The 26,843-nt window shown below is 74.8% G+C and carries 25 protein-coding genes; 3 read left to right on the top strand and 22 right to left on the bottom strand.

Translation table 11 applies throughout. From position 1 onward, the window contains the following. The first annotated feature begins 172 nt into the window (after positions 1-172). Positions 173-934, top strand: a complete 762-nt coding sequence (locus ACIRD3_RS21410) for an SDR family oxidoreductase (RefSeq protein WP_402218833.1) — start codon at positions 173-175, stop codon at positions 932-934. 61 nt (positions 935-995) lie between these two features. Here the strand turns inward: ACIRD3_RS21410 and ACIRD3_RS21405 are convergent, their stop codons facing one another. The 9 genes from ACIRD3_RS21405 to ACIRD3_RS21365 form a co-directional block, all read right to left on the bottom strand. Further along, positions 996-1,634, bottom strand: a complete 639-nt coding sequence (locus tag ACIRD3_RS21405) for an alkaline shock response membrane anchor protein AmaP (RefSeq protein WP_402218830.1) — start codon at positions 1,632-1,634, stop codon at positions 996-998. A gap of 11 nt (positions 1,635-1,645) precedes the next feature. Further along, positions 1,646-2,335 carry a DUF6286 domain-containing protein gene (locus tag ACIRD3_RS21400; RefSeq protein WP_402218828.1) on the bottom strand — a complete coding sequence of 230 codons (690 nt, stop codon included), beginning with the start codon at positions 2,333-2,335 and terminating at the stop codon, positions 1,646-1,648. A gap of 143 nt (positions 2,336-2,478) precedes the next feature. Beyond that, positions 2,479-2,775, bottom strand: a complete 297-nt coding sequence (locus ACIRD3_RS21395; RefSeq protein ID WP_402218825.1) for a hypothetical protein — start codon at positions 2,773-2,775, stop codon at positions 2,479-2,481. 92 nt (positions 2,776-2,867) lie between these two features. Further along, positions 2,868-3,059 carry a hypothetical protein gene (locus ACIRD3_RS21390; protein WP_030242122.1) on the bottom strand — a complete coding sequence of 64 codons (192 nt, stop codon included), beginning with the start codon at positions 3,057-3,059 and terminating at the stop codon, positions 2,868-2,870. A gap of 108 nt (positions 3,060-3,167) precedes the next feature. Next, positions 3,168-3,680 (bottom strand): Asp23/Gls24 family envelope stress response protein, encoded by a 513-nt coding sequence (locus ACIRD3_RS21385; RefSeq protein ID WP_402218822.1) that lies wholly within the window; start codon positions 3,678-3,680, stop codon positions 3,168-3,170. A 246-nt stretch (positions 3,681-3,926) separates the two neighbouring features. Then, positions 3,927-4,733: an enoyl-CoA hydratase/isomerase family protein gene (locus ACIRD3_RS21380; protein WP_402218819.1), complete on the bottom strand. Its 807-nt coding sequence runs from the start codon at positions 4,731-4,733 to the stop codon at positions 3,927-3,929. 251 nt (positions 4,734-4,984) lie between these two features. Then, the gene (locus ACIRD3_RS21375) at positions 4,985-5,218 is read right to left on the bottom strand and encodes a helix-turn-helix domain-containing protein (protein WP_030059940.1); all 234 of its coding nucleotides are present in this window, start codon (positions 5,216-5,218) and stop codon (positions 4,985-4,987) included. Positions 5,219-5,545: 327 nt separating this feature from the next. Beyond that, entirely contained in the window at positions 5,546-7,144 is a 1,599-nt protein-coding gene (locus tag ACIRD3_RS21370; protein WP_402218816.1) for an ABC-F family ATP-binding cassette domain-containing protein, read from the bottom strand. Between the two features lie 216 nt (positions 7,145-7,360). Beyond that, positions 7,361-8,458, bottom strand: coding sequence for a hypothetical protein (locus ACIRD3_RS21365; RefSeq protein WP_402218814.1), 1,098 nt, complete (start codon positions 8,456-8,458; stop codon positions 7,361-7,363). A 368-nt stretch (positions 8,459-8,826) separates the two neighbouring features. On the opposite strand from ACIRD3_RS21365, the gene ACIRD3_RS21360 reads away from it, so the two are divergent. After that, complete coding sequence (locus ACIRD3_RS21360; RefSeq protein WP_402218811.1) at positions 8,827-10,059, top strand: glycoside hydrolase family 26 protein; 1,233 nt, start codon at positions 8,827-8,829, stop codon at positions 10,057-10,059. 4 nt (positions 10,060-10,063) lie between these two features. On the opposite strand, the gene ACIRD3_RS21355 is transcribed toward ACIRD3_RS21360, so the two are convergent. The 9 genes from ACIRD3_RS21355 to ACIRD3_RS21315 all read right to left on the bottom strand — a co-directional run bounded on the left by ACIRD3_RS21355 (position 10,064) and on the right by ACIRD3_RS21315 (position 20,962). After that, complete coding sequence (locus tag ACIRD3_RS21355) at positions 10,064-11,224, bottom strand: GNAT family N-acetyltransferase (protein WP_402218808.1); 1,161 nt, start codon at positions 11,222-11,224, stop codon at positions 10,064-10,066. Then, positions 11,221-12,120, bottom strand: a complete 900-nt coding sequence (locus ACIRD3_RS21350) for a Wzz/FepE/Etk N-terminal domain-containing protein (RefSeq protein ID WP_402218805.1) — start codon at positions 12,118-12,120, stop codon at positions 11,221-11,223. The genes ACIRD3_RS21355 and ACIRD3_RS21350 overlap by 4 nt, the downstream gene beginning before the upstream one ends. A 49-nt stretch (positions 12,121-12,169) precedes the next feature. Continuing rightward, entirely contained in the window at positions 12,170-13,285 is a 1,116-nt protein-coding gene (locus tag ACIRD3_RS21345; protein ID WP_402218803.1) for a glycosyltransferase, read from the bottom strand. Continuing rightward, a complete protein-coding gene (locus tag ACIRD3_RS21340; RefSeq protein ID WP_402218800.1) occupies positions 13,282-14,160 on the bottom strand; it encodes a polysaccharide deacetylase family protein in 879 nt (292 codons plus the stop codon). The genes ACIRD3_RS21345 and ACIRD3_RS21340 overlap by 4 nt, the downstream gene beginning before the upstream one ends. Next, positions 14,150-15,889, bottom strand: a complete 1,740-nt coding sequence (locus tag ACIRD3_RS21335) for a lipid II flippase MurJ (RefSeq protein WP_402218797.1) — start codon at positions 15,887-15,889, stop codon at positions 14,150-14,152. The genes ACIRD3_RS21340 and ACIRD3_RS21335 overlap by 11 nt, the downstream gene beginning before the upstream one ends. After that, positions 15,886-17,196, bottom strand: a complete 1,311-nt coding sequence (locus tag ACIRD3_RS21330; RefSeq protein ID WP_402218794.1) for an O-antigen ligase family protein — start codon at positions 17,194-17,196, stop codon at positions 15,886-15,888. Before ACIRD3_RS21330 ends, ACIRD3_RS21335 begins: the two co-directional genes overlap by 4 nt. Before the next feature lie 5 nt (positions 17,197-17,201). Next, positions 17,202-18,725 (bottom strand): exopolysaccharide biosynthesis polyprenyl glycosylphosphotransferase, encoded by a 1,524-nt coding sequence (locus tag ACIRD3_RS21325; RefSeq protein ID WP_402218792.1) that lies wholly within the window; start codon positions 18,723-18,725, stop codon positions 17,202-17,204. Positions 18,726-19,117: 392 nt separating this feature from the next. Next, positions 19,118-20,272, bottom strand: coding sequence for a glycosyltransferase (locus ACIRD3_RS21320; RefSeq protein ID WP_402218789.1), 1,155 nt, complete (start codon positions 20,270-20,272; stop codon positions 19,118-19,120). A gap of 249 nt (positions 20,273-20,521) precedes the next feature. Continuing rightward, complete coding sequence (locus tag ACIRD3_RS21315; RefSeq protein ID WP_030285618.1) at positions 20,522-20,962, bottom strand: SRPBCC family protein; 441 nt, start codon at positions 20,960-20,962, stop codon at positions 20,522-20,524. Between the two features lie 91 nt (positions 20,963-21,053). On the opposite strand from ACIRD3_RS21315, the gene ACIRD3_RS21310 reads away from it, so the two are divergent. Then, complete coding sequence (locus ACIRD3_RS21310; protein WP_402218786.1) at positions 21,054-21,953, top strand: HipA family kinase; 900 nt, start codon at positions 21,054-21,056, stop codon at positions 21,951-21,953. Here the strand turns inward: ACIRD3_RS21310 and ACIRD3_RS21305 are convergent. The 4 genes from ACIRD3_RS21305 to ACIRD3_RS21290 form a co-directional block, all read right to left on the bottom strand. Further along, the gene (locus tag ACIRD3_RS21305; RefSeq protein ID WP_402218783.1) at positions 21,950-22,327 is read right to left on the bottom strand and encodes a hypothetical protein; all 378 of its coding nucleotides are present in this window, start codon (positions 22,325-22,327) and stop codon (positions 21,950-21,952) included. The genes ACIRD3_RS21310 and ACIRD3_RS21305 overlap by 4 nt on opposite strands. Before the next feature lie 159 nt (positions 22,328-22,486). After that, on the bottom strand, positions 22,487-23,977 hold the full coding sequence (locus tag ACIRD3_RS21300) for a S8 family peptidase (RefSeq protein ID WP_402218781.1): 1,491 nt from the start codon (positions 23,975-23,977) through the stop codon (positions 22,487-22,489). A 220-nt stretch (positions 23,978-24,197) separates the two neighbouring features. Beyond that, the gene (locus ACIRD3_RS21295; protein WP_402218778.1) at positions 24,198-25,331 is read right to left on the bottom strand and encodes an amidohydrolase family protein; all 1,134 of its coding nucleotides are present in this window, start codon (positions 25,329-25,331) and stop codon (positions 24,198-24,200) included. 24 nt (positions 25,332-25,355) lie between these two features. Beyond that, positions 25,356-26,822 (bottom strand): glutamine synthetase, encoded by a 1,467-nt coding sequence (locus ACIRD3_RS21290; RefSeq protein ID WP_402218775.1) that lies wholly within the window; start codon positions 26,820-26,822, stop codon positions 25,356-25,358. Between the last annotated feature and the right edge of the window lie 21 nt (positions 26,823-26,843).

Below are 26,843 nucleotides of genomic sequence, written 5' to 3'. Positions count from 1 at the left end.
CCCCCCCCCCCCCCCCCCCCCCCCCCCCCCCCCCCCCCCCCCCCCACCCCCCCCCCCCCCCCCCCCCCCCCCCCCCCCCCCCCCCCCCCCCCCCCCCGCCCCCCACCCTCCCGAAAGCAAACCCCCACACCCCAGCCCCGCGCAGCGGCCCCCACCCGGCAAAATGACCCCCATGGACCTAGGACTCAAAGACAAGGCCTACATCGTCACCGGCGCCACCCGAGGCCTCGGCCTCGCCGCCGCCCGCGAACTCGCCGCCGACGGCGCCCGCGTCCTCGTCAGCGGCCGCACCCAGCAGGCCGTCGACAAGGCCGTCGCCGAACTCACCCCTCTCGGCACCGCCCAGGGCCTGGTCGCCGACAACGCCTCCCCCGACACCCCCGAACGACTGATCGCGGCCGCGACCGAGCACTTCGGCCGTCTCGACGGCATCCTGATCAGCGTCGGCGGCCCCCAGGCCGGCCCGGTCGAGACCACCCCCGAGGAGGCCTGGCGCGATGCCTTCGAGTCCGTCTTCCTCGGTGCTCTCCGCCTCGCCCGCGCTGCTGCCGCCGCACTCCCCGAGGGCGGTGTGATCGGCTTCGTGCTCTCCAGCTCGGTCCGCCAGCCGATCCCGGGCCTGGGCATCTCCAACGGCCTGCGCCCCGGTCTCGCCATGGCCGCCAAGGCCCTCGCCGACGAACTCGGCCCCCGTGGCATCCGCGTGGTCGGCCTGCTCCCGTCCCGGATCGACACCGACCGGGTCCGTGAACTCGATTCCCTCGCCGCCGATCCGGAGGCCGCCCGGGCCGCCGCCAACGCCGCCATCCCGCTGGGCCGTTACGGCACCCCCGAGGAGTTCGGCAAGGTCGCCGCCTTCCTGCTCTCCCCCGCCGCCTCCTACCTGACCGGCCTGATGGTCCCGGTCGACGGCGGCGCCCTCCGCACCCTCTGACCCTCAACCGCCCTCAACCACCGCCGCCCCCCATCCGGGCCCTGTTCCCACCCCTCTCCTCCTAAACCACCCTCGGATGCCTCCGCCTCCCCCGCCGCCGAGGCCACCGGCGCCGCGGCTCGGCGGGGGCAGCCTGCAACACCCGGATCCGCAGGTCGGCGGGCAACTCCGGCAACCCCAGGCTGCCGCACGCATCGGCCCGCGGCCCGTCCTCGAAGTGCTCAACCAGCCCGGCCGGATCCCCACCCGGCGTCAACCGCACCGCGCCGCGCAACCGCGGATGGCCCGGGGCCCGCACCAGCCGGACCCCTACCCGCTCGACCTCGGGCAGCACCACCGTCCCGGTCTCCAGCGCCTCCTCCAACGCGCGTGCGCTGACCCGCAGTCGAAGCCCGCTCACCCCCGGCATCGGCACCGCGATGCTCGACAGCCCGGTCCGCCGCAGCTGCGCCACCAGCCACCACACCATCCCCGCCATCAGTACGGCCAAGCCGCCGATCACCGTCGGCCACCACCAGGTCGACGACACCCACCGCCCCCGCGTCCGCGCACTCACCACCGGCTGGTCCGGCGACGTCAGCGGCCACCACCCCGGCGGATCCACACCCAACCGCCGGTACAGGTCGAGCCCACCCGCCAGCACCAACACCCCCGCACCCAGCAGCACCACCCCCACCACCCCCAGCAGCACCCGGTTCACGACCACCCGCCTCACCCGGCCACCTCCGTCCCCGCGCGCTCCTCCGCACCCCCACCAGCCCCACTAGCACCACCTGAACCATCCACCCCACCAGAGCCACCACCCCTGCCATCCCCGCCATCCCTACTGGCCCCGCCATCCCCACCACCCCTGCCATCCCCACCACCCACGCCATCCCCACCGGCCCCGCCATCCCCACGGGACCCGTCAACCCCGTCACCCCGTTCCACCCGCCGCCGCCCCGCCGTCCGCACGTCCAACCGCAACGGCCGCGCCAACCCCACCCGCTCCAACTCCTCCCGCAACTGCCGCTGCACCGACACCGGGTCCGCCGGCCCGACCAGCGAAACCCGGACCCTCCGCCGCCCGACCCGGATCCGCAGGTGGTCGATCCCGGCCAGCCCCGCCGCCCGGTCCACCAGCAGGTGCCCGATGCCACCCCGGTCGATGGCCGCAGCCGTCCCCCCGTACGACCGCAGCACCAGCCACCTCCGCAAGCCGGGCGCGATCGCCAGCCACAGCAGCCATCCGCCCAGCAGCGTCGCCACCCCGGCGCCCACCAGCACCCATGGGTCGTCGAGGTGCCGCGTCGCCAGCTCGTCGGCGATCTGCGCCCGCCACCTCCGCGCGGGCCGCCCGGCCCGTACCGCGACCACGTCGTACAGCAGCGCCCCCGCGACGACCAGCACCACCGTCGCCACCGACGCCGCAGCCACCGTCCGCGGCGCCCGCAACCGCCGCACCTCCCCCTTCCGCTCCCCACCACCGGCCCCCTCCCCACCACCGACCGCCACCCCACCACCGACCGACTCCCCGGACGCCGAGCCCAGGCCACCCACGTCACTCACGAGGAACCCCCGGCCACCAACTTCTCGACCACGACCACCACGTCCGACACCCTGGTCCCGGTCAGCCCGACCACCCGCGCGGCGATGGAGTCCCGCACCGCCCGCGCCAACGCACCGACATCCGCCGGAAAGGGCAGATCCAGCTCGACCCGCACCCTCACCGTGCTGCCCGGCACCGTCACCGAGACCCGTGGCGGCGCCCCCTTCACCCGCCCGGCGGGCCAGGCACCGGCCAACGCCTCCCGCGCAGCCCGGGCGGCGATCCGCGCGTACACCCGGTCCGCGACCCGCAACCGCCCCCGCCGCCCCGAACCGGACACCCCACCAGACCCGGCCCCTGACCCGGACACCGGCCCGGACACCGGGCCCGAGGCAGCGGTCCCCATCAACGACGCCGGTCGCGGCCGCGGAGCAGGTCCCCGAGTTCGCCCAATTCGATGTCGCCCTCCAGCAAGCGCCCGGCCACGAATCCGACCAACCCGAGCGCGGCCACCAGCAGGAACGCCGCGAACCCCCCGAAGTACCCGGCGAAGCCGAGGGCCATGCCCACCACCAGGCCGACGATGGCCAGGTTCATCCGCTACTCCCTCGTTCCACGCCGCTTCGTCCCGCCGCTTCGTCCCGCCGCTTCGTCCCGCCGCTTCGTCCCGCCGCCTCCCGGCACGGGCGCCGCCCGCACCACCCGCTACTTGAGCTTGGTCCGCTGCCCGGGCGCCGACACCGGCTCCTCTTCCTCCTCGAACTCCGGTTCGTCCGGGAGGTGGACGTCATTGACGGCGATGTTGACCTCGACGACCTCCAGGCCGGTCATCCGCTCGACCGCCGTGATGATGTTGTCCCGCACCTGGCGGGCGAGCTCGGGAATGACCACGCCGTACTCGACCACCAGGGCGATGTCGATGGCGGTCTGCTTCTCGCCGACTTCGGCCTTGATCCCCCGTCCGATGCTGGACTTGCCACCGGGCACCCGGTCCCGCATCGCACCGAAGGTACGGGCGAGCCCGGACCCCAGCGCGTGGATCCCGGGGACCTCCCGGGCGGCCATCCCGGCGATCTTCTCGACCACGCCGACGGCCAGCGCCGTGCGGCCGCGCTCCCCGACCGGCTTGGCGCCGACGGAGGCGCCCGGCGGCGGGCCGGGGGTGGGTGTTCCGCCGGCGTTCTTGTGCAGGGTCGCGGGCGTCGGAGTGTCAGGCATGGACGATTCTCCCGTCGTACGGCTCCAGCTATATCGCAAACCTCCCCAACTCTGGCATTTCGCCACGTACCGCGCCCGCCGAGCGACACCCACGCGACACCCACCCGGCACCCACCCGCGCACCTCCCACACACGCGCAGCCCCACAGACCCCCAGAACCCCGGGCAGCCCAGCCCGGCCCCGGGAACGCCGAAGGCCCGGCCCGGGGCATCTCCCCGGTCCGGGCCTTCGGCGAAAGCCGAGCCGTCAGTCGCCGATCCCGGCGAGCTCCCGCAGTCGTCGCGCCTGCGCCACCCGTTCGGCGGAGCGCTGCTCCTCGAACGAGCGCCCCCCGGCCCCCTGCAGCAGGGCCTTGGTCTCGATCACCGCTCCGCGCGGAGCGGCCAGCAGGGCCGCCGCGAGGTCGCGCGCGGCCGCGTCCAGCTCCGCGAGCGGCACGGCCAGGTTGGCCAGCCCGATCGCCGCGGACTCCTCGGCGCCGACCCAGCGACCGGTCGCGCAGATCTCCAGCGCCCGGGCGTAGCCGACGAGTTCGGTGAGCGGCTTGGTGCCGGCCAGGTCGGGGACGAGGCCGAGCGAGGTCTCCTTCATCGCGAACTGGACGTCCTCCGCGACCACCCGCAGGTCACAGCCGAGGGCCAGCTGGAAGCCGGCGCCGACGGCGTGGCCCTGGACGACGGCGATGGAGATCAGGTCCGGGCGGCGCCACCAGGTGAAGGCCTCCTGGTACGTGGCGATGGTGTCGTCCAGCTCCTTGTCGCTCGCGCCGGCGAGCTGCAGGAAGGTGGGCTCGCCGGGGATGCCCTCGGCGGTGAACATGGCCCGGTCCAGCCCGGCCGAGAAGGAGACGCCCTCCGCGCGCAGCAGGACCACCCGGACGCTGCCGGGCAGGTCGCGGCCGGCGTCGGTGAGGGCGCGCCAGAGCGCGGGCGACTGGGCGTTGCGCCGCTTGGGCTGACAGAGGGTGACGACGGCGAGTTCGCCGTCGATCTCCAGGCGGACGCCGTCCCGCTCCCAGCTCGGGGCCTGCGGGTCGGTGGCGGGAGCGGTCATGCGGGGACCTCCGGTGGCGGGGGATGTGGCTACCGGAGAGTAACAAACCTGGACGCGCGTGGGCAGGGGCCCGGCCCGGAAAGATCGACGGAGCCCGCGAGGGAGGGAATCGGGGGATGGGCGACACCCCGGACATGACGATCGGCGGCCGGTCCACACGACCCGAGGGCGGGCGTCCAGCTGACGGTCAGCTGTCGTCTCCTCGGTCGGCGCCCTGCCGCCGCGTCATCCAGCCAATGGCTGACGAACCGTCAGGAACCGGCCCCGGCAGTCGCCTTGTTCTTGCCCCGCGTGGCACCGCCGCGGCCCCGGAGGATCACTCCGGACTCGCTCAGCATCCGGTGCACGAAGCCGTACGAACGACCGGTCTCCTCCGCGAGAGCGCGAATGCTCGCCCCGGAGTCGTACTTCTTCTTGAGATCGGCCGCGAGCTTCTCACGCGCGGCACCGGTCACCCGGCTGCCCTTTTTCAGAGTCTCGGCCACCCGTGCCTCCTCGTAGCGTTGCTCGGTCAGATTCCCATGATCACCCATCCACCGCGTCCTGGCCACCCATTCGACAAGGTCGATGTCGGAAATGCGTGGTCCTCCGGTGGTGATCCGAGCGCACCAGGGCGCTCACGCAGAGTGCACGCCCCCGGGCGGGTGCCGCCGTTCGCCGAGAAAGAGCTGATCAGCAGCGTCGGCCCGACCACGATCGAGTGGCGGGCCGACGGGAAGTCCTTAAACGGAATCCGGGTCTACTTCATTCCCGGACACGCCGTAAGGACTAGTTTTTCTGGTCCGAAAAGCGGATGCCGCGTCTACTGCCGGTCAGGTCAGCGAGACCAGATCGGCGTACGACGGGTTCCACAGGTCCTCCACGCCGTCCGGCAGCAGGATGATCCGCTCCGGGTCGAGCGCCTCGACCGCGCCCTCGTCGTGGGTGACCAGCACGACCGCGCCGGAGAACTCGCGCAGCGCGCCCAGGATCTCCTCGCGGCTGGCCGGGTCGAGGTTGTTGGTGGGCTCGTCGAGCAGCAGCACGTTGGCGGAGGAGACCACCAGGGTGGCCAGCGCCAGACGGGTCTTCTCACCACCGGAGAGCACCCCGGCGGGCTTGTCCACGTCGTCGCCGGAGAACAGGAAGGAGCCGAGGATCTTGCGGATCTGCACCAGGTCCGTGTCCGGCGCGGCCGAGCGCATGTTCTCCAGGACGGTGCGCTCCGGGTCGAGCGTCTCGTGCTCCTGGGCGTAGTAGCCGATCTTGAGGCCGTGGCCCGGGATGACCTCGCCGGTGTCCGGCGCCTCGACCCCGGCCAGCATCCGCAGCAGGGTGGTCTTGCCGGCGCCGTTGAAGCCCAGCACGACGACCCGCGAGCCGCGGTCGATCGCCAGGTCGACGTCGGTGAAGATCTCCAGCGAGCCGTAGGACTTGGACAGGCCGCTGGCGGTCAGCGGGGTCTTGCCGCAGGGGGCCGGCTCCGGGAAGCGCAGCTTGGCGACCTTGTCGTTCACCCGGACCTGCTCCAGGCCGGCGAGCAGCTTGTCGGCGCGGCGGGCCATGTTCTGCGCGGCCACCGTCTTGGTGGCCTTGGCGCGCATCTTGTCGGCCTGCGCGTTCAGGGTCGCGGCCTTCTTCTCGGCGTTGGCCCGCTCGCGCTTGCGGCGCTTCTCGTCGTCCTCGCGCTGCTGCTGGTACTGCTTCCAGCCCATGTTGTAGACGTCGATGCAGGAGCGGTTGGCGTCCAGGTAGAAGACCTTGTTGACGACCGTCTCGACCAGGTCGACGTCGTGCGAGATGACGATGAAGCCGCCCTTGTACGTCTTCAGGAAGTCCCGCAGCCAGACGATCGAGTCCGCGTCCAGGTGGTTGGTGGGCTCGTCGAGGAGCAGCACGTCGGAGTCCGAGAAGAGGATCCGGGCCAGCTCGACGCGACGGCGCTGACCACCGGAGAGGGTGTGCAGCGGCTGGCCGAGGATGCGGTCCGGCAGGCCCAGCGCGGCGGCGATGGTGGCGGCCTCGGCCTCGGCGGCGTACCCGCCCTTGGTGAGGAACTCGGTCTCCAGCCGGGCGTACTTCTTCATCGCGTTGTCGCGGGTGGCGCCCTTGCCGTTCGCCATCCGGTCCTCGTTCTCGCGCATCTTCCTCAGCACGGTGTCGAGGCCGCGGGCGGAGAGGATGCGGTCCTTGGCGAGGACGTCCAGGTCACCGGTGCGCGGGTCCTGCGGGAGGTAGCCGACCTCGCCGGAACGGGTGACGGTCCCGGCGGCGGGCAGGCCCTCGCCGGCCAGCACCTTGGTGAGCGTGGTCTTGCCGGCGCCGTTGCGCCCGACCAGACCGATCCGGTCGCCGGCGGCGACCTTGAAGTTCGCGGACTCGATCAGGATCCGGGCACCGGCGCGCAGCTCTAGGGCGTTCGCGGAAATCATGGCTGGGAACTACTCCTGGGACGTGGGCGGGCGGCCGGGCGGGGCCCGGGGCCGGGCGAGCGGAAAGGGGCTTCGTCGGCGGTCGGCGCGCTGAGGGGGCGCCGCGGCCCGCTAGTGCCCGGAGAAGATAGCCATGGCGGCAAGTCTACCGGGCCGCGCGAATCGCCCCGGGGGCCGACCGCCCCCACGGTGCCCGCCGCCCCGACGGCCCGTCGGTTACGGCTGCTGCGCGCCCGTCCGGTCGTCCGCGGGCACCGTGGCGGCGGTGGTGTCCGGCGCCGCCGGGGCGTCCGTCGCGGCCGGGATCGGCGGAGCGTCGGTCGCCGCGGGGCTCGCCGGTGCCGCGGGCGCGGCGCCGTCGGGCGCCGCAGGCGCGGCCGGCGCGCCCGCGGTCGGGGCACCGGACGGGTCGGCGCAGCCGCCCTGCGGACGGACGGCGGCGAAGGGCGCGTCGAGGGCGCCGCAGGCCGTCTCGGGCGCCGCCGCCTTGGTGTCGAAGACCTTGGGCGGGACGATCGGCCCGTCGGTGATCTCCACCCGGCTGCGGTCCAGCACCTTGACGGTCGCGGCCGGGCCGGCGCTCATCGCCCAGCCGTTGCTGTCCAGCCGGTAGCCGGTGATGCCGCCGGAGACGGCCTGCCCGCTGCCGTTGGTGCAGGTGCGCGGGATGAGTACGGCGTAGTCGGTGTGCACGGCGCGCAGCGGGTCGTAGACGCAGCCGTTGGCCGGCTTGTCGTTGTAGCGCAGGTCGCCGTCGGCGTCGCGCAGGCCCATGGTCAGGTTCGGCGTCACCAGGGCCAGCCAGGGCGAGCCGTCCCGCTGGACGGTGTGCAGGGCGCCGGCGGCCCGCTGCTCGGCGAGCTGCTTGCGCTGGGCGTCGGTCCGCTTGTCGGCGCCGGGCTCGCCGTCGCCGCGCAGCCAGTCCGCCAGGCCCGGCACCGCGCGGTGCCAGCGCACCGAGTGGTCGCCGGGGCGCACCGAGGTGACCATGCCGTCGTCCCAGACCACGATCGCGTTGTCCCCGGCCATCGCCAGGTAGAGCGCCTCGGCGCCCTCGCGGCGGTAGGACCAGGCCTGCTCGCCGGTCTGCTTGTGGAAGGCCTCCAGGCCAGGGCCGACCCGCAGGTCCAGGTCGGCCGCGCTGAGCGACTCCGAGTTCACCGGGGTCGCCTCCGCGCCCGGCCCGGCCACCCGGTCGCCGAAGGGCACCGGCTTGTTCGCGTGGGCCGCCGCTCCGGCCGCAAGGACCAGCATCACCGCCAGGGCAGGCAGGATCGAGCGGGGGGTCAGTACACGCAGCGGCTTCCGGGACACGGCCGGAGCGTACCTTTCGCCGGGCGGGCGAGTCAGCCCGGTTCCGGGCGCCGCCCGCGCCGCGAACCGCGTGCCCGGTCGCGCGCGCCCCGCCCGCGCGCCCGCCCGCCCACCTGCGCCGTCGGCGCGCCGACCGCTCGGCGGGGCCCGCCGGAGCGGACCGTACGGGCCCGGGCGGACCGTTACAGATCTGATACACGGCGGCCGTCCGGGGGTGGTTGCGGCAGACGGCGTTCGAATATCGCCCACTTTAGGGTGACATTCAGCCTTTTCCGTCCTCCGGCGGGCCTACTGTCGGCAACCGGGGCGCCACGGTCCGTCCACGCCGGAGCGGGCGCCCCGACCCCGCGACGTCCGGAGGAGAGACCATGCGAATCGGCCGCCTGGCGCTGGCCGCCGCCGCCCTGCTGCTGATGGCCACGGCCAGCGTCCCGGCCGGGACGCCGCTCAGCCAGACCGAGCGGCACTCCCTCTCCTCGGACGCCTTCGAGCCGCGCGGCGCCGCCCCCCGCCCGCCGGTCCAGCGCCCCAGGCACGAGCCGCCGTTCGGCGCCTTCGTCGGTTCCTGGGACACGTACATCCCGCAGATCGGCCGGTACGCCCAGTGGTTGGGCGGCGCGAACATGCAGGTCGGCCACACGTACCTGGCCGGCAACGGCTGGGCCGACATCGAGGGCGAGCCGGTGGTGCTCGGCATGTGGTCGCAGTGGCGGCTGGCCGACCCGTCCCGGCTGCTGGTGCTCGGCGTGCCGATGCTGGTGCCCAACGAGGCGAACGTGTCGGACGGCGAGGTCGTCAAGCTGCTCGGCCGGGGCGTCCGCGGCGACTTCGACGCCCACTTCCTCAAGCTCGCCCGGCGGCTGGTCGCGGTGGGCGGCGCGGACACCGTGCTCACCCTCGGCTGGGAGATGAACGGCACCACCTACACCCACCGCTGCAAGCCCGACCCCTCCGCGTGGAAGGCGTACTGGCGGCGGATCGTCGGGGTGATGCGCTCGGTGCCCGGGCAGCGGTTCCGCTTCGACTTCGCCCCCAACCGGGGCTTGGACGCGATCCCGTGGACCAAGTGCTACCCCGGCGACGACGTGGTCGACATCATCGGCATGGACAGCTACGACCAGCCCGCCGGCGGCACCTTCGACGACCACGTGCGCGAGCCGTACGGCCTGCAGGACCAGGTGGAGTTCGCCGCCAAGCGCGGCAAGCCGGTCTCGTACCCGGAGTGGGGGCTGTTCCGCAACGGCGACAACCCCGAGTACGTCCAGCGGATGGTCGACTGGATGCGCACCCACGACACCGCCTACCAGACGGTCACCGACTACTGCCCGCACGGCTTCTTCGGGTGCGGCAGCAATCCGCGCTCGGCGGCGCGGTTCAAGCAGCTGATGTCCGGGTCGAAGGGGGCGCCGGCGACGGTCCCGACCGCGCCCCCGACTCCGACCGTTCCCCCGCTCCCCTCCTTGCCGGCGGTGCCGGGCGTGCCCGCCCCGCCGAGCGCGAGCGCCGTCGCGACCGCGGCCGCGACGCCGAGGCCGACACCGGGGCCGTCCGCGAGCCCGGCCGCGAGCCCGTCGGCGGCTTCGACGCCCGCCCGGCGCTGACCGGTCAGGCGCGGCGGCGGGCCAGCAGCGCTTCCTTGAGCCCGGGGAAACGGGTGCCCAGCTGGTGCGCCGCCGCCTGCCGGGCGCGCACCGCCCCGGCCCGGACGGCCGCGGCTGGCGCGGCGCCCGCGGGGCCCAGCAGCAGCCGCTGGTTGGGCAGCCGGTCCGGGCGCCAGCGCTGCTTGTACGGCTCCTGGCCGCGCAGCAGGCCGAGCACCGGGATGCCCGCGCCGACCGTTTCCTCCAGCGCCGCGCCGAACAGCAGTCCGGCGATGTCCAGCCGCTCGCGCAGCACCGGGTGCGCCCCGTACAGGTACAGCCCGCCGAAGGAGGGGCAGAGCAGCAGCAGGTTCACCGCGACCAGCTGGCCGTCCAGGTGGAACTGGTGGACGGCGGCCCTGCCGGTGGCGACCAGGCCGGTGGTGGACTCGGTGAGGTGCCGGGCGAACCGCTCGCTGCGGTGCTCCGGCGTGACACCGCGGTCCTGCCACTGCAGGAAGTGCAGCCGCAGCAGCCCCGCCAGCGCATCCGGCACGTCTTCCGGCGGGGTCGAGCGGACCTGCACCCCGGCCTCGGCGATCTTGCGCAGCTTCACCCTGCTGCGCTGGGCGGTCTTGCCGGGCACCCGCTTGAGCAGCCGCTCCATCGGGACGGCCGGCAGGTACTGGCAGAGCGAGTCCTCGAAGCGGCGGCGGCTGCCGCGCCACTGCGCGTACACCCGCTGCACCGCCGCCTCGGGGTGCACCTCGCGCAGCTCCAGCCAGTGCCAGGGGCGGGTGAGCGGGAGGGCGGCGGCGAACTCGGTGGCGGCCCGGTCGGCGCACTCGTCGTCGAGCAGGACGTCGGTGTAGTCGGCCAGCCCGTCGCCGAGGCCGGTCAGGCCGCCGAGCGGGCCGCCGCGGCGGCGGAAGGCGCCCGCGCCGACCAGCCGCCCGTCCCGGCGGACCAGCACCACGACCAGGCCACCCGGGCGGCCGTAGTGGCGCCACCAGGAGCGCTGCCAGGCGGCGGCCTGGAAGAAGGTGGCGGTCCGGCAGCGGGCGGCCAGGTCGTCCCACTCCTCGGCGACGGCGTCCAGGGCGTCGTCCTCGCAGCGCAGCTCGGTGGTCCAGGACGGCGCCGCCGACTGGGCCGGCAGGCCTGCGCCGCGGGTCTCGGTGCTCATCGGTCGCTCCCGGCCGCGGACTTCTCCGCCGCCCCGGACCGGGCCCCGGCCTTCGCGGCGGCCTTGGCCTCCGCCTTCGGCTCCGCCGTCCCGGTCTTCGCGGCGGCCCGCTCGGCGGCCTGCTCGGCGGTCTTCTGGAGGGGCTTCGTCGCGCCCTTCGCGCCGGCCCCCCGCTCGCCCTTCGGCCCGGTCTCCGGCTCGGTCCCCGTCGCGCTGCCCGCGGCCCCGGCCGACTGCTCCTCGCTGCGCGGCCGCGGCGGCGCCGGGGCCGCGGCCGGCTCGGCCGGCACCGGGGCGTCCGGGCTCCCGGAGGCCGCCGCGGCCTCCGGGGCCTGCGTCCCGCCCCGGCGACGGGTCATCATCACCAGCGCGCCCAGCAGCAGCCCGGCCGCGCCGCCGACCGCGACGTCCAGCTTGCCGGAGGGCGTGGTCGGCTTGTCCGGTGCGGCGGCCGGCGACAGCGTCACCAGCCGGACGTTGGTGTCCTTGCTGCTGGTGTTGGCGAAGGCGACCAGCGAGTGGGCCACCGCGTCGGCGGTCCGGGCGGCCTCCTCGCCACTCGTCCCGGTGCCGGTGATCTCGATCATCGGGGCGTCCGGCGAGGTCGTCCCGTGCACCAGCGACTCCAGCTCGGCCCGGGTGTGACCGGTCTCCGCGGCCGCCACCGCGAGCACCTGCGGCTGGCCCGCCAGCCGTCCGTACGCCTGGGCGAAGTTGGTCGCGGTCGCGGCCTCCCCCGGGTTCTGCGGGACCACCAGGACGTAGGCGTTGGCGGCGTACGAGGGGTGCGAGACGACGGCGTACCCGGCGCCGGCCGCGGCGCCCAGCGGAACCGCGAGCGCCACCGGCCACCAGCGGCGGACCAGGCGGCGGGCGCTTCGGCGCGGTGTGGTCATGGGTGTGGCTCCTTGGGTATGGGACGGCGGATCCGGCGGTGGCGGGCGGTCAAGCGCGGGCCAGCCGGTCGTAGAGGGCGCCCAGGTCGGCGGCGACCCGGGCGATGTCGTAGTGGCCGACGGCCGGCGGGTGCGGCAGCGGATCGGCGGTGTGCTCGCTCAGGTGCCGCAGGTCGCGCAGCTCGGCCGCGTAGGCGGCGGGCTCGGAGGGGATGCGGCGGGCCTGCGGGGCGGCGCGGGGCGGCAGTTCGTCGAGCGCCGGGCAGGCGCTGTGCCGCACCGGCAGCCCGGCCGCGAGGCCCTCCAGGACGCCGAGGCCGAAGGTCTCCGCGGTGGAGGGCGCGGCCAGTACGTCCAGGGCGGCCAGCAGCTCGGGCACGTCGTCGCGCTCGCCGGTGAGCACCAGCCGGTCCCGGACGCCGAGTTCGGCGGCCCGGCGTTCCAGCCCGGTGCGCTCCGGGCCCTCGCCGACCAGCACCAGCCGGGTGGCCGGGTCCAGCTCGGCGAGTGCCTCGACCAGCACCTCGAAGCGCTTGCCGGGGACCAGCCGGCCCACCCCGCCGACCACCCAGCTCTCCTCGGGCAGGCCGAGTTCGGCCCGCAGCCGGCGGCGCGCGGCGGCCCGCTCGACGGGCGGGAGGCGGTAGCGGCCGCTGTCGATGCCGTTGGGGATCAGCTCGATCCGGGCCGACGGCACGCCCCAGGAGCGCAGCGTCTGGGCGACCTGGCGGGACACCGCCACGGTGGTGCTGCCGAGCCGCTCGGCCGCCAGGTAGAGGCCCTTGACGCCGCGGGTGACCGGCCGGCCCTCGATCACCCCGGCGTGCAGCGAGTGCTCGGTGGAGACCACCGCGCGCACCCCGGCCAGCCGCGCGGCCAGCCGGCCGTACAGCTGCGCCCGGTAGAGGTGGGTGTGCACCAGGTCGTAGCGGCCCGCCCGGACCAGCCGGACCAGCCGGGGCAGCGCCCGCAGGTCCCGGTTGCCGCGCATGCCGAGGTGGTGGACGGTCACGCCGTCGGCCCGCAGGGCGGCGGCGACCGTGCCGGGGTTGGTCAGGGCGAGCACCTCGCACTGCTGGTGCGGCGGCAGGTGCCGCAGCAGCAGGTGGAGTTGGCGCTCCGCGCCGCCGGAGGCGAGCCCGGTGACGATGTGCAGCACCCTCATGGCAGGCGCTCCCGGCGCTCCCGGCGCTCCCGGCGCTCCCGCCGCGCGCGGCGCAGCTCGGTGACGGCGTCGCGCAGCCGGTGCCGGCCCTTCTTGGCACGCAGCCGCCAGGCGCCGTCCCGGTCGCCGACGTAGCAGCGGGGCAGCGCGAAGCGGCCGGTGAGCGAGGAGTGCGCGATGGCGCAGGCGTAGTCGTACCCGGCGTCCCGGACGGCCAGGGTGGCGGGCAGGTCGACGGCGCCGTACGGGTAGCAGAAGCCGGTGACCGGGCCCCCGACGACCTCCTCCAGCAGGCGCCGGCTCTCCCGGGCCTGCACCGCGAGCGCCTCGGCCGGCAGTCCCGGCAGCGCCTGGTGGCCGAGGCCGTGCGAGCCGATCTCCCAGCCTGCGGCCGCGAGTTCGGTGACCTCCTGGACGGTGAGCAGCTTCTTGCGGGGGCCCTCGACGTCCCAGTCGTTGGCGCGGCCGAGCAGGTCGGCGACCACGTACGCGGTCGCGGTGAAGCCGTAGGCCTGCAGGATCGGTACGGCGTACCGGGCGAAGTCCGCGTAGCCGTCGTCGAAGGTGAGGCCGACCAGCTTCTCGTCCCGGCCGAGGGCGCGGGCCCGCATCAGCTCGCGGACCGAGACGCCGCGCCGGCCGCGCCGGTGCAGCCAGGCGATCTGCTCGGCGAACCGCTCGGGGCTGACGGTGAGCCGGTACGGGTCCTCCTTCTCGACCGCCACCGAGTGGTACATCAGGATCCACGGCGAGGCGGGGCCGGGGATCGACGGTTCGCCGACCGGGTGACGACTCCTCGGCAGTCGCGCCCGGTGCGGCGGGGCGTTGCTGACGCCCGCCCGGGCCGAACGGACGGTGCCCCGTTCATTGTCCATGGGGACGCTTCCCTTCTTCGTCGACGGTGGCGACGGTTGGCGGGTTCAGGGCCCGGGCGGCGGCGAGGACCGGGCCGCGCACCTCGCGGGCACCGAACCCGGTGCCGAGGGCCGCGAAGGCCAGTGCCACGGTCAGGCCCCCGAGGAGGGTCGAGAGCAGGGGGTCGGCGACCAGTCCGGCGGCGGCGGTGCCGAGCAGGGTGGCCCCGGCGGCGGCCGCCACCAGCCGGCCGTGGCCGCCGAGGACCCGGCGCAGCCGCAGCGGGATGCCGCGCAGCACCAGGCCGCGCAGCAGCAGCGCGGCGGTGGTGGTGATGCCGGCCGCGTTGCCGGCGGCGAGCCCCAGGGCGCCGAAGCGGGGTGTGGCGAGCACGCCGGTGGCGACGGTGACGCCGAGGCCGAGGACCATCACGGCGGCCGGGTACCAGTCCAGCAGCCGGCGGCGGCCGTCCTCGGGTCCGGGGTCGTCGGCCCGGCGGACCACCGGGCGCAGCGAGAAGTACGGGCGGATCATCACGCCGATCAGCGCCTGGGCGGGCAGGCCGAAGCTGTAGACCCGGATGACGTCGGCGGTGGCCGCGGTGTCGCGCGGGCCGAAGGCGCCGCGCTCGAACAGCAGCGAGACGACGGAGGGGGCGCAGGCCATCAGGAAGGCGGTGCCGAGCAGGACGACGGCCGCCGCCTGCCCGAGGTCCTTCTCCACCCGGTCGCGGGCGGCGGCGAGGTCCCCGGCGGCGAGCGCACGGGCGACCAGCGGGAAGGTGACGGTGCAGATCAGGATGCCCGCCGTCATGGCGAGCTGGGAGACCTTGGCGGCGTAGTTGAGGTGCGAGATGGTGCCGGGCGGCAGTGCCGAGCCGAGGTAGCGCTCGACGAAGACCTGCGACTGGCGGGTCAGGGTGAAGGCGGCGACGGGCAGCAGGGCGAGCGGCATCAGCACCAGGGCCTTGCGCGAGCGGCGGCCGCGGGCGGCGGCTCCGCTCTGGCCGCGGCGCAGCCGGCGCAGGAACGGGCCGACCAGCAGGCCGGCCATCAGCAGGCTGCCGGCCGCGACGCCGAGGGCGGCGGAGCGCACGCCGAGCGCGGCGTGGAGGGCGAGCAGGACGGCGAGGATGCCGAGGTTGTAGACCACGTAGATGCCGGCCGGGGCGGTGAAGCCGTGGTGGGCGCGCAGCGCGGCGGCCAGGTAGCCGGCCACGCCGAAGGGCAGCACGGTGATCGCGGTGATCCGGGTGCAGGTGACGGCGAGGCCCGGGTCGGGCAGGCCGGGGGCGAGCAGCTCGACCAGCTGCGGGGCGCCGAGGGCGGCGGCCAGGGCGAGGCCGCTGAGCGCGAGCAGCAGCCACGGCAGGGTGGCGCGGACCACCTGGCGGACCGGGTCGGGGGCGTCCGGCTCCTCCTCGCGCAGGACCAGGGCGAGCGCGAAGGCGGGCACCATGAGGAAGGACATGGCGTCCTCGATCAGCAGCGGTGCGGCCGTCTCGGGGACGGTCCAGGCGACCAGGAAGGCGTCGGTGCCCTGGTTGGCGCCGAAGTAGCGGGCCAACAGGAGGTCGCGCAGCAGTCCGAGGCCGGAGCCGGCGGCGCTGAGCACGGCGGTGATGCCGAAGGCCCTGGCGAGGAAGCCGCTGCGGGGCGGCGGGTCGGACGCGGGGGCCGGGTGCTCGCCGGGGGCACCGCGCGGGGCGGGGAGGGGGGCGGCCAGCGCGGCCGGCCGGTCGGTGCTCACCGGTCCGCCTCCCCGGCGGCGGCGCGGGCGGCGAGGCCGAGGACGACGGAGGTCAGCACGGTGGTGGTGCCGCCGATGTCGGCGTAGAGGTAGTCGACCAGGACCCAGACGAGCAGGGCGAGCGCCGCGAGGCCCATGCCCCGGGAGCGGCGCAGGCAGCCGATCAGGAGGGTCAGGAAGAGCGCGGCGTAGGCGGTGATGCCGATCAGGCCCTGCTCGCTGAGGACCAGGAAGTACATGTTGTGCGGGGAGAGCAGCGGTTCGCGCTGGAAGCCGATGGTGGCGTCGGCGGCGTCGCTGCCGGAGGACAGCCGCAGCGGGGCGTGGCTGTCGCGCAGCAGCTGGAAGGCCTTCGGCCCGGCGCCGTGGACGGGGTGGTCCTGCCAGATCCGCCCGGCGGTGGCCCACAGGTCGTAGCGGTCGGAGACGGACTGGTCGGGGGCGGCGGAGACGGAGCCGATCGAGCTGAGCCGCTTGGTGACCCCGGAGCCTCCGAGGCCGAGGCCGCCGACCAGGACGACCGCGGCCGCCAGCCCGAGGACGGCGCTGCGCACGGCGAGCCGCGCGTCCGCGCGCAGCAGCAGCGCGGTGGCGGCGACGCCGGTGGCGATCCAGCTGCCGCGGCTGAAGGAGACGGCGAGCGGGAAGACGAGGAAGGCCGCGGCGGCGAACATCGACCGCCGCACCCGGGCGTCGCCACCGGCCCCTCGTTCACCGAGGGCCAGGGCCAGGGCGGCGAGCAGCCCGAAGCTGACCACCGTGGACATCGCCATGATGTCCAGCGCGCCGAAGGTGCCGACGGCCCGGATCGGCTGGCCGGTGTAGGAGGCGCCGGTGTGGGTGAGGTACTGCTTGGCGCCGACCGCGCCCTGGATCAGGGCGGCGAGCACGAAGGAGCCGAGGACCAGGCGCTGGTCGGTGCGGTCGCGCAGCGAGCAGAGCACCGCGGCGGGCACCAGGACGAACACCTGGACCAGTCGGACGAAGCCGGTGACGCTGGTGGCCGGGTCGATCGAGCCGACGGTGGCGACGGCGGCGGCGGTGACGATCCCGCCGAACAGGGCGCAGGTGGTCCGGTCCACCGTGGGCAGCCGGCCGCGCAGCAGGTTGAGCGCGGTGAGGGCGACCAGGGCCAGCGAGGCCAGGTCGGCGGCGGTGACGTGGACGGCGGCGGTGACGTCCTTCTCGCCGGTCGGGACGCAGACGAGCAGGACGGTGGCCGCGGCGAGCAGGCTGGGCCGGTCCGCGAGCGCGGGCAACGCCCGCCGTAAGGCCGGTCGGGGAAGGGCCGGGAGGGTCAGGGCCACGCGGGTCAGCTCCCGTCCGGGTGGAGCATCAGGGCCGCGGTGCGGCACAGGATCTTGATGTCCTGCCAGAGGCTCCAGCTCTCGATGTAGCGGTTGTCGAACCGGGCCCGGTCCTCGATGGAGGTGTCCCCGCGCAGGCCGTTGACCTGGGCGAGGCCGGTGAGGCCGACCGGGACGCGGTGCCGGTCGGCGTACTCGGGGTAGGCCTGGCCGAACCGCATGACGAAGTACGGGCGCTCGGGGCGCGGGCCGACCAGGCTCATGTCGCCGCGCAGGACGTTCCACAGCTGCGGCAGTTCGTCCAGCGAGCTCTTGCGCAGCAGCCGGCCGACGGCGCCCATCCGGTGGTCCTGGGAGATGTTCCAGCGGGTCGCCGACTCGTGCTCGTTGCTGGGGCGCAGGGTGCGGAACTTGAGGACGGTGAAGACCTTGCCGTCCAGCCCGGTGCGCTGCTGGCGGAAGAGCACCCCGGGGCCGGTGTCGAAGCGGACGGCGAGGGCGCAGAGCCCGAGGACGGGGGCGAGCAGCAGCAGGCCGAACGCGGCGGCGGTGATGTCCAGGGCGCGCTTGGCGACCCAGCCGGGGCGGCGCATCGCCTGGCGGCCGACCGGCAGGCAGGGGAAGCCCCACAGGTGGTCGCCGCCGGCGATCGGGGCGACGGGCAGCGAGCCGAACTCGCGCAGCGCGGGCACCAGCCAGACCTGGCAGCCGAGCCGGGCGGCCTCGCGCAGGGCGGCGGCGGTCTCGGCCTCGTCGGCGGCGCCGGCGGTGGCGACCACGTGCTGGATCCGGTGCCGGCGCACCTCGCGCTCCAGCACCTCGCGGCCGCCGAGGACGGGCAGTCCGGTGTCGCCGGCCAGCAGCGGCGGGTCGGCGTCGAGGAAGCCGATCGGGCGCATCCCGTACTCGCCGTGGTCGCGGAGGGCGGCGGCGACCCGGCGGCCGAGCCCGCCGGCGCCGAGCACCAGGGCGGGGCTGGGGCGGCTGCGGCGGATCCGTCGGACCAGGTGGTAGAGGACGGCGCGGCCGACGGCGGCGATCAGCAGCTGGGCGCCGAGCAGGACGGTGAGGCGGGCCGGGGTGGCCGGGCCGCAGTCGGGCCAGCGGCCGCCCAGGCAGCCGGACAGGGTGACGGCGAAGGCGGCGGCGACCACCGCCCGGGCGGCCAGCGCGGGCAGTTCGTCCAGGACGGACAGGGTGAGCCGGGCCCGGTAGAGGCCGCCGGCCAGGTTGAGCAGGAGCAGCAGGGGCAGGACGGCGGGGACGCCGAGCAGCGGGTCGAGCGGGGCGGACGGGTCGAGGGCCCGGTTGGCGATGCCGGTGGCGGAGCAGAGCGCGATGGTGTCGGCCTGGACCAGGGCGAGCGGCAGGGCCAGTCGGTTGCGGACCGCCCCGCGGTGCCTGCGCGCTGCCGGGGCCGCCCGGCTGTGTGCCGTTCCCGCCGGGCGGTCGAGCAGCCCGGTGCCCTGCCGACGGGGCCCGGACAGGGGCACGCCCGATCGCGGCACACTGTCGTGGTCAATGGTCATCAGCGCACGATCTCCCCTGCTGTGTGCCCGGGTGACGGTGCCCCGGCACCGGTTGGCGCGGGGCGTCCGTCCCGGCCCGGTGGGCGCGGTCCTGACAGCACCTGCTGCCGCTGGCGGCTTTCGGATGTCCCGCGGCGGGGCCGATCGCTATGAGGCCGGTCGTGGTGAACCCGGTCGCGAGCGGCTCAGCCGTGAATTCCCGGTATGAAAACTGAACGAAGCAGGCAAAATCCGACAATACCGAACTTGTCCCCAGGGGCTGGAAGTTGACTTGCCGTTTCATTCCAGCCGCCCATTAATAGGTATTTCGGATTTGACGCCTCGTCCCCATCCGGTTGAGGGTGCGAATACGACAGCGCCGGAGCGGCGGGCATTCACGGCATGTGAAACGATCAGATCCGCTCTGGGACACGGGCCCCGCGCCGCCGCGCCGACGGTCCGGCACCCAGCAGATGGCGGTAGAGGACGTCCACCTGTTCGACCACGGTGCGTACGTCGTGCCGGGTCACCACGTGGTCGCGCAGCCGGGCGCCGCGTCGCTCGCATTCGATCGGATCGGACAACGCTTCCGCCATTCGGGTGGCGAGGGCCGTCACGTCCTCGGGCGGGACCACCGCGTGCTCGCGCACGGTCGGCGGCAGGCACTCCCGCGCCCCCGGCACGTCGGTCAGCAGCACCGGACGGGCGGCCGCCATCGCCTCCAGCGGGGCCAGCGCCATCCCCTCCCAACGCGAGGGCAGCACCACCAGGTCGGCCGCCGCCAGCCACGGGCGCGGATCGGCGACGTCCCCCACCAGCCGGACCCGGGCGGGCTCGGCGGTCTCGCGGACCAGCTCCGCCACCCGCTGCTCGTCCGGCCCGCCGCCGACCAGCGCCAGCCGGGCCCGCGGCACCCCGCGCAGCACCTCGGGCCAGGCGGCCAGCAGCACGTCCTGGCCCTTCTGCCGGCACAGCCGCCCGACGCAGACCGCGAGCGGGGCGTCCAGGTCCAGGCCGAGGGCGATCCGGGCGGAGCGGCGGTCGGCGGGGGCGTAGTGCCGGACGTCCACGCCGTTGGGCACCACCGCCCAGTCCGCGTGCACCCCGGCGGCCACGCCGTCGGCCCGCTCCCGGACGCTGACGCAGAGCAGCCGGTGCGCCCAGCGGGTGGCGAAGCGCTCCCAGCGCAGGGTGGCGGCCGCCAGCGGGCCCTCGACGGCGGCGAAGGACCAGGCGTGCGGCTGGAAGACCGTCGGCACGGCGCCGCGCACCGCCAGCCGGCCGGCCAGCCCGGCCTTGGCGCTGTGCAGGTGGACCACGTCGGGCGCGGCCGCCCGGACGATCCGGCGCAGCCGCCAGGCCTCGGCGGCGGTGTGCGGGCCCGGCGAGCGGCCGGCCGGCCAGTCCAGGACCAGCGCGCCCACGGCGGCGGCCTCCTCGGCCAGCCGCCCGCCGCGCGGACAGGCGACCAGAACCCGGTGACCGGCCTCCCGCTGCCCCCGGACCAGGTCGGTCACGACGCGGGCGACCCCGCCGTCCACCGGTTGCGAAATGTGAAGGATCGTCATATGCACGGCGGCGAGCCTAGGGTGGCTCCCCCGTGCCGGGCGGCCCTCGTCACCCGGAGGTGGCGGTTCGGCCACCCGTACGGCTTTTGTATCGTACGGGCGGCCGAACCACTCGAATTCCCTGGCGATTCAAGCGCGTTGACGGGTTCGTGCGCTCGGGTCCCCGGTTTCTCCCGCCCGCCGCCGGCCGTTTCCGGCGCGCGGCGGGCCTCGACGGGCCTCGGAGCGTACAGCGGGTGTCAGCCGGTGTCAGCGGACCTCGGCGGCCAGGTTGGCCAGCACCTGGTCGTGGATCCGGTTCAGGCCCTTCGGGGCGAAGGTGCGCTCGAAGAAGCCGCCGATGCCGGTCGCGCCCTGCCAGGTGGCGGTCACGGTGACCTTGGAGCGGCCCTCGCCGGCGGCCGCGACGGTCCAGGTGATCACCATGCTGGAGTTGGCGTCCTTCTCCACCAGCTGGTCGGGCTTCGGCGCCGAGACGGTGAACAGGCAGTCGCGCACCCGCTTCTCGGTCGCCTGCAGCTTCCAGTGCACCTGGGTGCCGGCGCCGGTGCCGCCGACCCGGACCTCGTACTCGCTGTACTGCGCGGGCAGCAGCTTCGGGCGGGTCACCTGGTAGTCGGCCAGCGCCTCGTACACCCGCTCGGGCGCGGCGTCGTAGACCCGCTCGGTGGTGGCCTGCACCTGTCCCATGACCTTGCTCTCCTCGTGTGGTGGGTAGCGCTCTCACCGGCAAGCCAATCACAGGGTCACGCCCGCGACACGGCGGGATAGGGTGACCGGTGTGCTCGATCTGGTGACTGCAGTGCGTTACGTCGACCCCCTGCGGGCCGGCGGCTCGGTACCCGGCGTGGTGGAGACCGACGACCTGGGAACGTACGTGGTCAAGTTCACCGGGGCCGCGCAGGGCCGCAAGGCGCTGATCGCCGAGGTGATCGTCGGCGAACTGGCCCGGCGGCTGGGACTGCGGGTGCCGGAGCTGCGGCTGGTGGACTTCGACCCGGCCGTCGCCGCGGACGAGCCGGACACCGAGATCCAGGACATGCTCAAGGCCAGCGCGGGCCTCAACCTCGGGATGGACCTGTTGCCCGGAGCGCGGGACTTCCGGCCCGGGATGATCGCGGTGGACCCCGCCGAGGCCGGCCGGGTGGTCTGGCTGGACGCGCTCACCGGCAACGTCGACCGCACCGTGCACAACCCCAACCTGGTGGTCTGGCACCAGCGGCTCTGGCTGATCGACAACGGCGCCGCGCTGATCTTCCACCACCGCTGGGCGGGCGCCGAGGCGTCGGTCGGCAAGCGGTACGACCTCAGCGCGCACGCGCTCGGCGGCTCGGCCCCGGACGTCCGGCTGGCCGACGAGGAGCTCGGCCCGCTGGTCACCGTGCCGCTGCTGGAGGAGGTGGTGGCGCTGGTCCCGGACGAGTGGCTGGCGGACGAGCCCGGCTTCGACTCGGTGGCCGCCGTCCGGCACGCGTACGTCACCCACCTGGCGGCCCGGGTGGTGCTCTCCGAGGAGTGGCTGCCGGAGGGGTTCGCCACGCCGGAGCAGCTGCGGGCGGCCGAACAGCGGCGGGCGGCCCGGACCAGGGCCGGGCGCCCGGCCTGGCTGCGGGAGGTGCCGGACCTGCACGGCAAGCCCTCGGTGGAGACGGTCTGGGAGCACCACGTCGACGAGGGCTAGCCGATCACGGGGCGGAGCCACCCGAAGTACTCGATCGAGGTGCCGAGCAGCAGTCCGGCCATGAGCAGCGCGACCACCACGGACTTGTCGATCCGGCCGAGCGCCGGGGCGAACAGCGCGACCAGCACGGCCGCGGCGGCCATCCCCAGGACCGGGCCGGCGGCCAGCATCAGGACCAGCAGCAGCGCGGAGCCCGGCGTCGCACCGGCGGCGAGCCCCATCACCCCGGTCACCAGGCCGGCCAGCGCGAACCTGCCCAGCATCGGCGCGGCGGCCAGGAACTCGACCAGGGCGAGCACCAGCCAGGGCCAGTGCCGCGCGCCCGCGGCGGTCCGACGGGCCGGGGCCTGCCGGCCGGGGAAGGTCTGTGCCATGCCGCTCAACTCCTGGGGGTGACTCCGTCGGTGACGGAACCATCCTGGGCGGCGGTGGGGGTCGCGGGCCTGAGTACGGCTACTCAAACGCGACCGGGGAGCGGGACCCAGTGGGCCCGCTCCCCGGCTCAGTGATCAGATGGTGCCGTGGTCAGCGCGTCAGCGCCACCACTGGACCGCCTTCTCGGCGTTGATGATGCCCGCGCCGTAGAAGCCGTTGTCGTCCGCGCCGCCCTCACAGGTGGCCTTCCACTGGCCGGTGCCGCCCGGGTTGAACTCGCCGGTCGGGCACGGGTGGGACTCGGCCTGGCTGGTCAGCATCTCGGTCAGCTCGTCCGGGCTGGCCCACGGGAAGGTGCTGGCGAGCAGGGCGACCACACCGGTGGTGTGCGGGGAGGCCATCGAGGTGCCCTGCATGTAGCCGTACTTGCCACCGGGGATGGTGGACAGGATGCGGCCGTCCTTGTCCGGGGTGTCCGGCAGCTGGAAGCGGCGGTCGCCACCCGGCGCGGCGACGGTCACGACGCCCTTGCCGTAGCTGGAGTAGTACGACTTCTGACCGTTGACGCCCACGGAGGAGACGGCGATGACGCCGGGCAGCTCGGTCGGCAGCGACAGGCAGTCGTTGGTGACCGGGCGGGTGCCGGGGGTGGTGTCGTCCGGGCTGGAGACGTCAGTGGTCTTGTGCGCCAGGTCGATGTTCTCGTTGCCCGCCGCGGCGACGTTCAGGACGCCCTTGCGCTGCGAGAACGCGACGGCCTTGCGGACGGCGGCGGTGATGGCCGCCTGGTCCTTGTCGTTCGGGCAGTTGAACATCCACGGGTCGATGTAGTAGCTGTTGTTGGTCACCTTGAACTGGTGCTCACCGGCCCACACGAAGCCGCAGATCGCGTACTCCGGGTAGATGAACCCGCCGTCGTCCACGACCTTGACCGCGGCCAGCTTGACGTTCGGGGCGATGCCGACGATGCCCTTGCCGTTCTTGGCGGCGGCGATGGTGCCGGCCACGTGGGTGCCGTGGTCGCCGTCCGGGCCCGGCTGCCAGGCCTTCCAGTCGGTGTTCGGCTTGCCGCCGTCGATGCAGGAGACCGACTGCGAGGCGTCCACGTTGGCGGCCAGGTCCTCGTGCGTGGCGTCGATGCCGGAGTCCAGCACGCCGACGGTGACGTTGCGGCTGCCGAGCGAGAGCTTGTGCGCCTTGTCGACACCGATCTGGCGCATGTCCCACTGGTTGGCCTCGTACGGCTCCTGGCCGGGCGCGGCGGTGCCGGTGGGCTCGGCGGCGACGTCGGCCTTGCCCTGGTCGGCGGCGGTGATGCCCTTGGTGCGGCTGGTGCCGACGGAGTCGACGCCCTTGGCCAGGCGCAGCTTCTCGGCGAACTTGGTGTCGGTCGAGCGCGCGATGACGACGCCGATCTGCTCGTACGAGTAGACCACCGTGCCGCCGAGGCTCTTGACGGCCTGCTCGACCTTCTGCACCTGGCCGTGGTTGGCCTTGGTGTTGACGACGTAGCTGAGCAGCGGACCCGTCGTCGAGTCGGCCGTGGGAGCCGCGACGGCGGTGCCGGCCGGGAGCGCGAGGGCGCCGGCGGTGGCGAGCACGAGGCCCACCGCCGCGTACCGGGTCCGGCTGATCCGAGGAACTCTCATTGGGGTTGGCCCTCCCGAGTCGTCATGCGGGCAGCTGCGGTTGGCAGGTGCACTGGGAATGACCGGGACGCTAATGAATATTCGATGAGATGCGCAAGAGGTAGTCATCTAATCGTCACATCTTGACCAGCAGTGGATGTTAAGACTCCGCAGGTCAACAAGAAAAACAGGTTCAAGATTGTTAAAAAGTGATGGTTCGCCGACGTGCGACGGTCGCTCGCTACAACGCGTACAGCCGGCGCGCGTTGTCCGCTCCGACCAGCCGCGCCAGCCGTCGGGCGTCGGCCGCGGAACACGCACCGTCGGCCCGCCAACCGTCCAGCAGCAAGCCCAGTCCGTACCGGAACTGACAGGTGCCCACCAAGAATAGTTCGGGTAGCCCGTAAGCGTCCGTGGAGAACAGCAATTTGCCGAACGGCGCCAGTTCCAGCATCTCGCCCAGTACCGCCGCCACTCTAGGGCCGGTGTAGGAGGCTGTCAGCCCGAGGTCGGTGAAGACCGTCGGAAAAGCCTGGGCCAGCCAGGCGGCCTGCCGGTGGTACGGGTAGCAGTGCAGCAGCACCAAGGGGACGCCGCTGGGCTCGGCGGCGCGCACGAAATCCGTCAGCAGCGACGGGTCGGCCCGGTGCAGGGTGAGGTCCGGATCGCCGAAGCCGGTGTGGAGCTGGATCGGCAGCCCGAGCTCGGCGCAGACGTCCACGGCCGTCCAGAGCAGGTGGTGCAGCAGGACCGGGTCGCTCAGCCGGCTCCGCCCCTCGCGCAGCCGGGCGCCGGCCGCGGCCACCACGGCCGCCCGGGACGGCCGTTCGGCGGGTGCGGCCAGACCGTCCCGGTAGGCGAGCACCGACTTGACCGCGACGGCCCGGCCGGCGGCGGCCGCCAGGGCTTCGGCGACGGCCCGCGGCCAGGCCCCGGCTCCGCTCTCGACCGTCTCGGCGACCGACTCCAGCCGGACCACCTCGCGCACCGTCGCCCCGGTGGCCCCGGCCAGTTCGCCCAGCGGCAGCAGCGGCAGGCCCGCCGCCGCGGTCAGCCCGGTGTCCACCAGGCAGGTGTCCAGGCCGGCCGCGGCGAGCAGCCGGCCGGTCGCCTCGGCGGCGCCCAGCTCCCGCCGCCGGGCCAGGTAGTCGGTGGCCGGGGCGTGCGCCGGCAGGCCGAGCGCGGGCGGGCACCAGCGCCGGACGGCGAGGCCGAGCGCGCTGTCGAAGGGCGAGCAGCCGGGCGCGGGCGGACGGTCGGACTCGGTGAGCAGCCCGGCCAGGGCCTCGTCGGCGAGCTCGCCCGCCACCACGCTGTGGCAGTGGTGGTCGACCAGCCGGACCGCGTCGAGCGGTTCGCCCCGTTCGGTCGCCACGGCCGGCTCCGGCCGGGGCACCGGTCAGTACCGCCAGCGGGTGGCCGTTACCAACTCCTCGGGCGTGGCGGTGGCGTACTGCTCGCTCTCCGCCCGGCGCACCGCCAGCACCGCCTGGTACAGCGGCTCGCCGAGCGCCTCGCGCAGCATCGCCGAGCGCTCGTACGCGGCCAATGCCTCCGCCGGGCTCTGCGGCAGCCGGGGCACCGTACCGGGCTCGGCGGCGGCCGGATCGCCGGTGAACTCCGGTGGCAGCGCGCGGCGTTGGTCCAGCCCGGCGAGGCCGGCCGCGATCACCGCGCCGACCGCCAGGTACGGGTTGGCGCTGGCGTCGAAGCACTTGACCTCGGCGTTGGCGGCGGCGGCCCGCTCCCCGGTGGAGCCGGTGACCAGGCGCAGCGCGGCCTCGCGGTTCTCCAGGCCCCAGCACTGGTAGGCGCCGGCCCAGTGCGAGGGCACCAGCCGCAGGTACCCGGCCGGGCTGGAGCAGCCCAGCACCAGCAGTTCGGGCAGCGCGTCGAGCACCCCGGCGAGGAAGCCCTCGGCCTCGGCCGTCAGGCCGTGCGGCCCGGGGCCGCCGTGCCCGAGGTTGAGCCCGTCCCGCCAGAGGCTGAGGTGCAGGTGCCCGCCGTTGCCGACCGCGCCCGCCTCGACCACCGGCGCGAAGGAGGCCCGCAGACCGTGCTTGGCGGAGACGGCCCGGACGGTGTGCCGGACCAGGACGGAGGTGTCCGCGGCGCCGACCGGGCCCTCGGGGGCGACCGAGACCTCGAACTGGCCCGGGGAGTACTCGGGGTGGATCTGCAGGACCTCCAGGCCCTGCTCGCCGAGGGCGCGCAGGACGTCCCGCAGGTAGTCGGAGAGGTCGGTGAGCCGGTGCATCCCGTAGGCGGGGCCGTGCGTCGGGTACTGCGGCGCCTCCTGCGGGCCGCCGGCGAGGGCGACCACCCACTCGACCTCGATGCCGGCCTTGAGGCTCAGCCCGCGCTCGGCCGCCGCGGCCTGCGCCCGGCGGGCGAACAGCCGCTGGCAGCCGGGGTGCGGGGCCCCGCTCTGGGTGTACCTGTCCCCCGGGGCCCAGGCCCAGCCGGGCTGGGCGGCCAGCGGGACGATCCGGTCGAGGGCGGGGTAGAGCCGCAGGTCCCCGGTGGGGCCGCCGATGACCGGGCTGCTGGTGATCGCGTCGTCGGCGAGGAACACGTCGAAGCAGGGAGCGGTGCCGACGCCCCACTGCGCGGCGTGCGTCAGCCCGCCGAGCGGCACGGCCTTGACCCGGGTGACGCCCGCGTTGTCCACCCAGGTGACGGCCACCGCCTCGACCGCGGCGGTGCGCAGCCGGTCGGCGGCCTCCTGCGCCCGCTCGGCCCGCTCGGCGCGCGGGGGCAGCGCGACGGCGGCCGCGGGCCCGGCGAGGTCGAGGGGCCCGCCGGAGCCGGACGGCTGGGCGGGCCCGGACGCGGCGGCGCCGGCGGTGGCGGTTCCGATGGTCATGTCACCATGCTGCCCCGGCGG

This window comes from Kitasatospora sp. NPDC093550 (assembly GCF_044764985.1).
In the GTDB taxonomy this organism is placed as follows: domain Bacteria; phylum Actinomycetota; class Actinomycetes; order Streptomycetales; family Streptomycetaceae; genus Kitasatospora.
The sequence above is the reverse complement of the archived record's forward strand: the minus strand, read 5'-3'. Positions and strand labels throughout refer to the sequence as shown.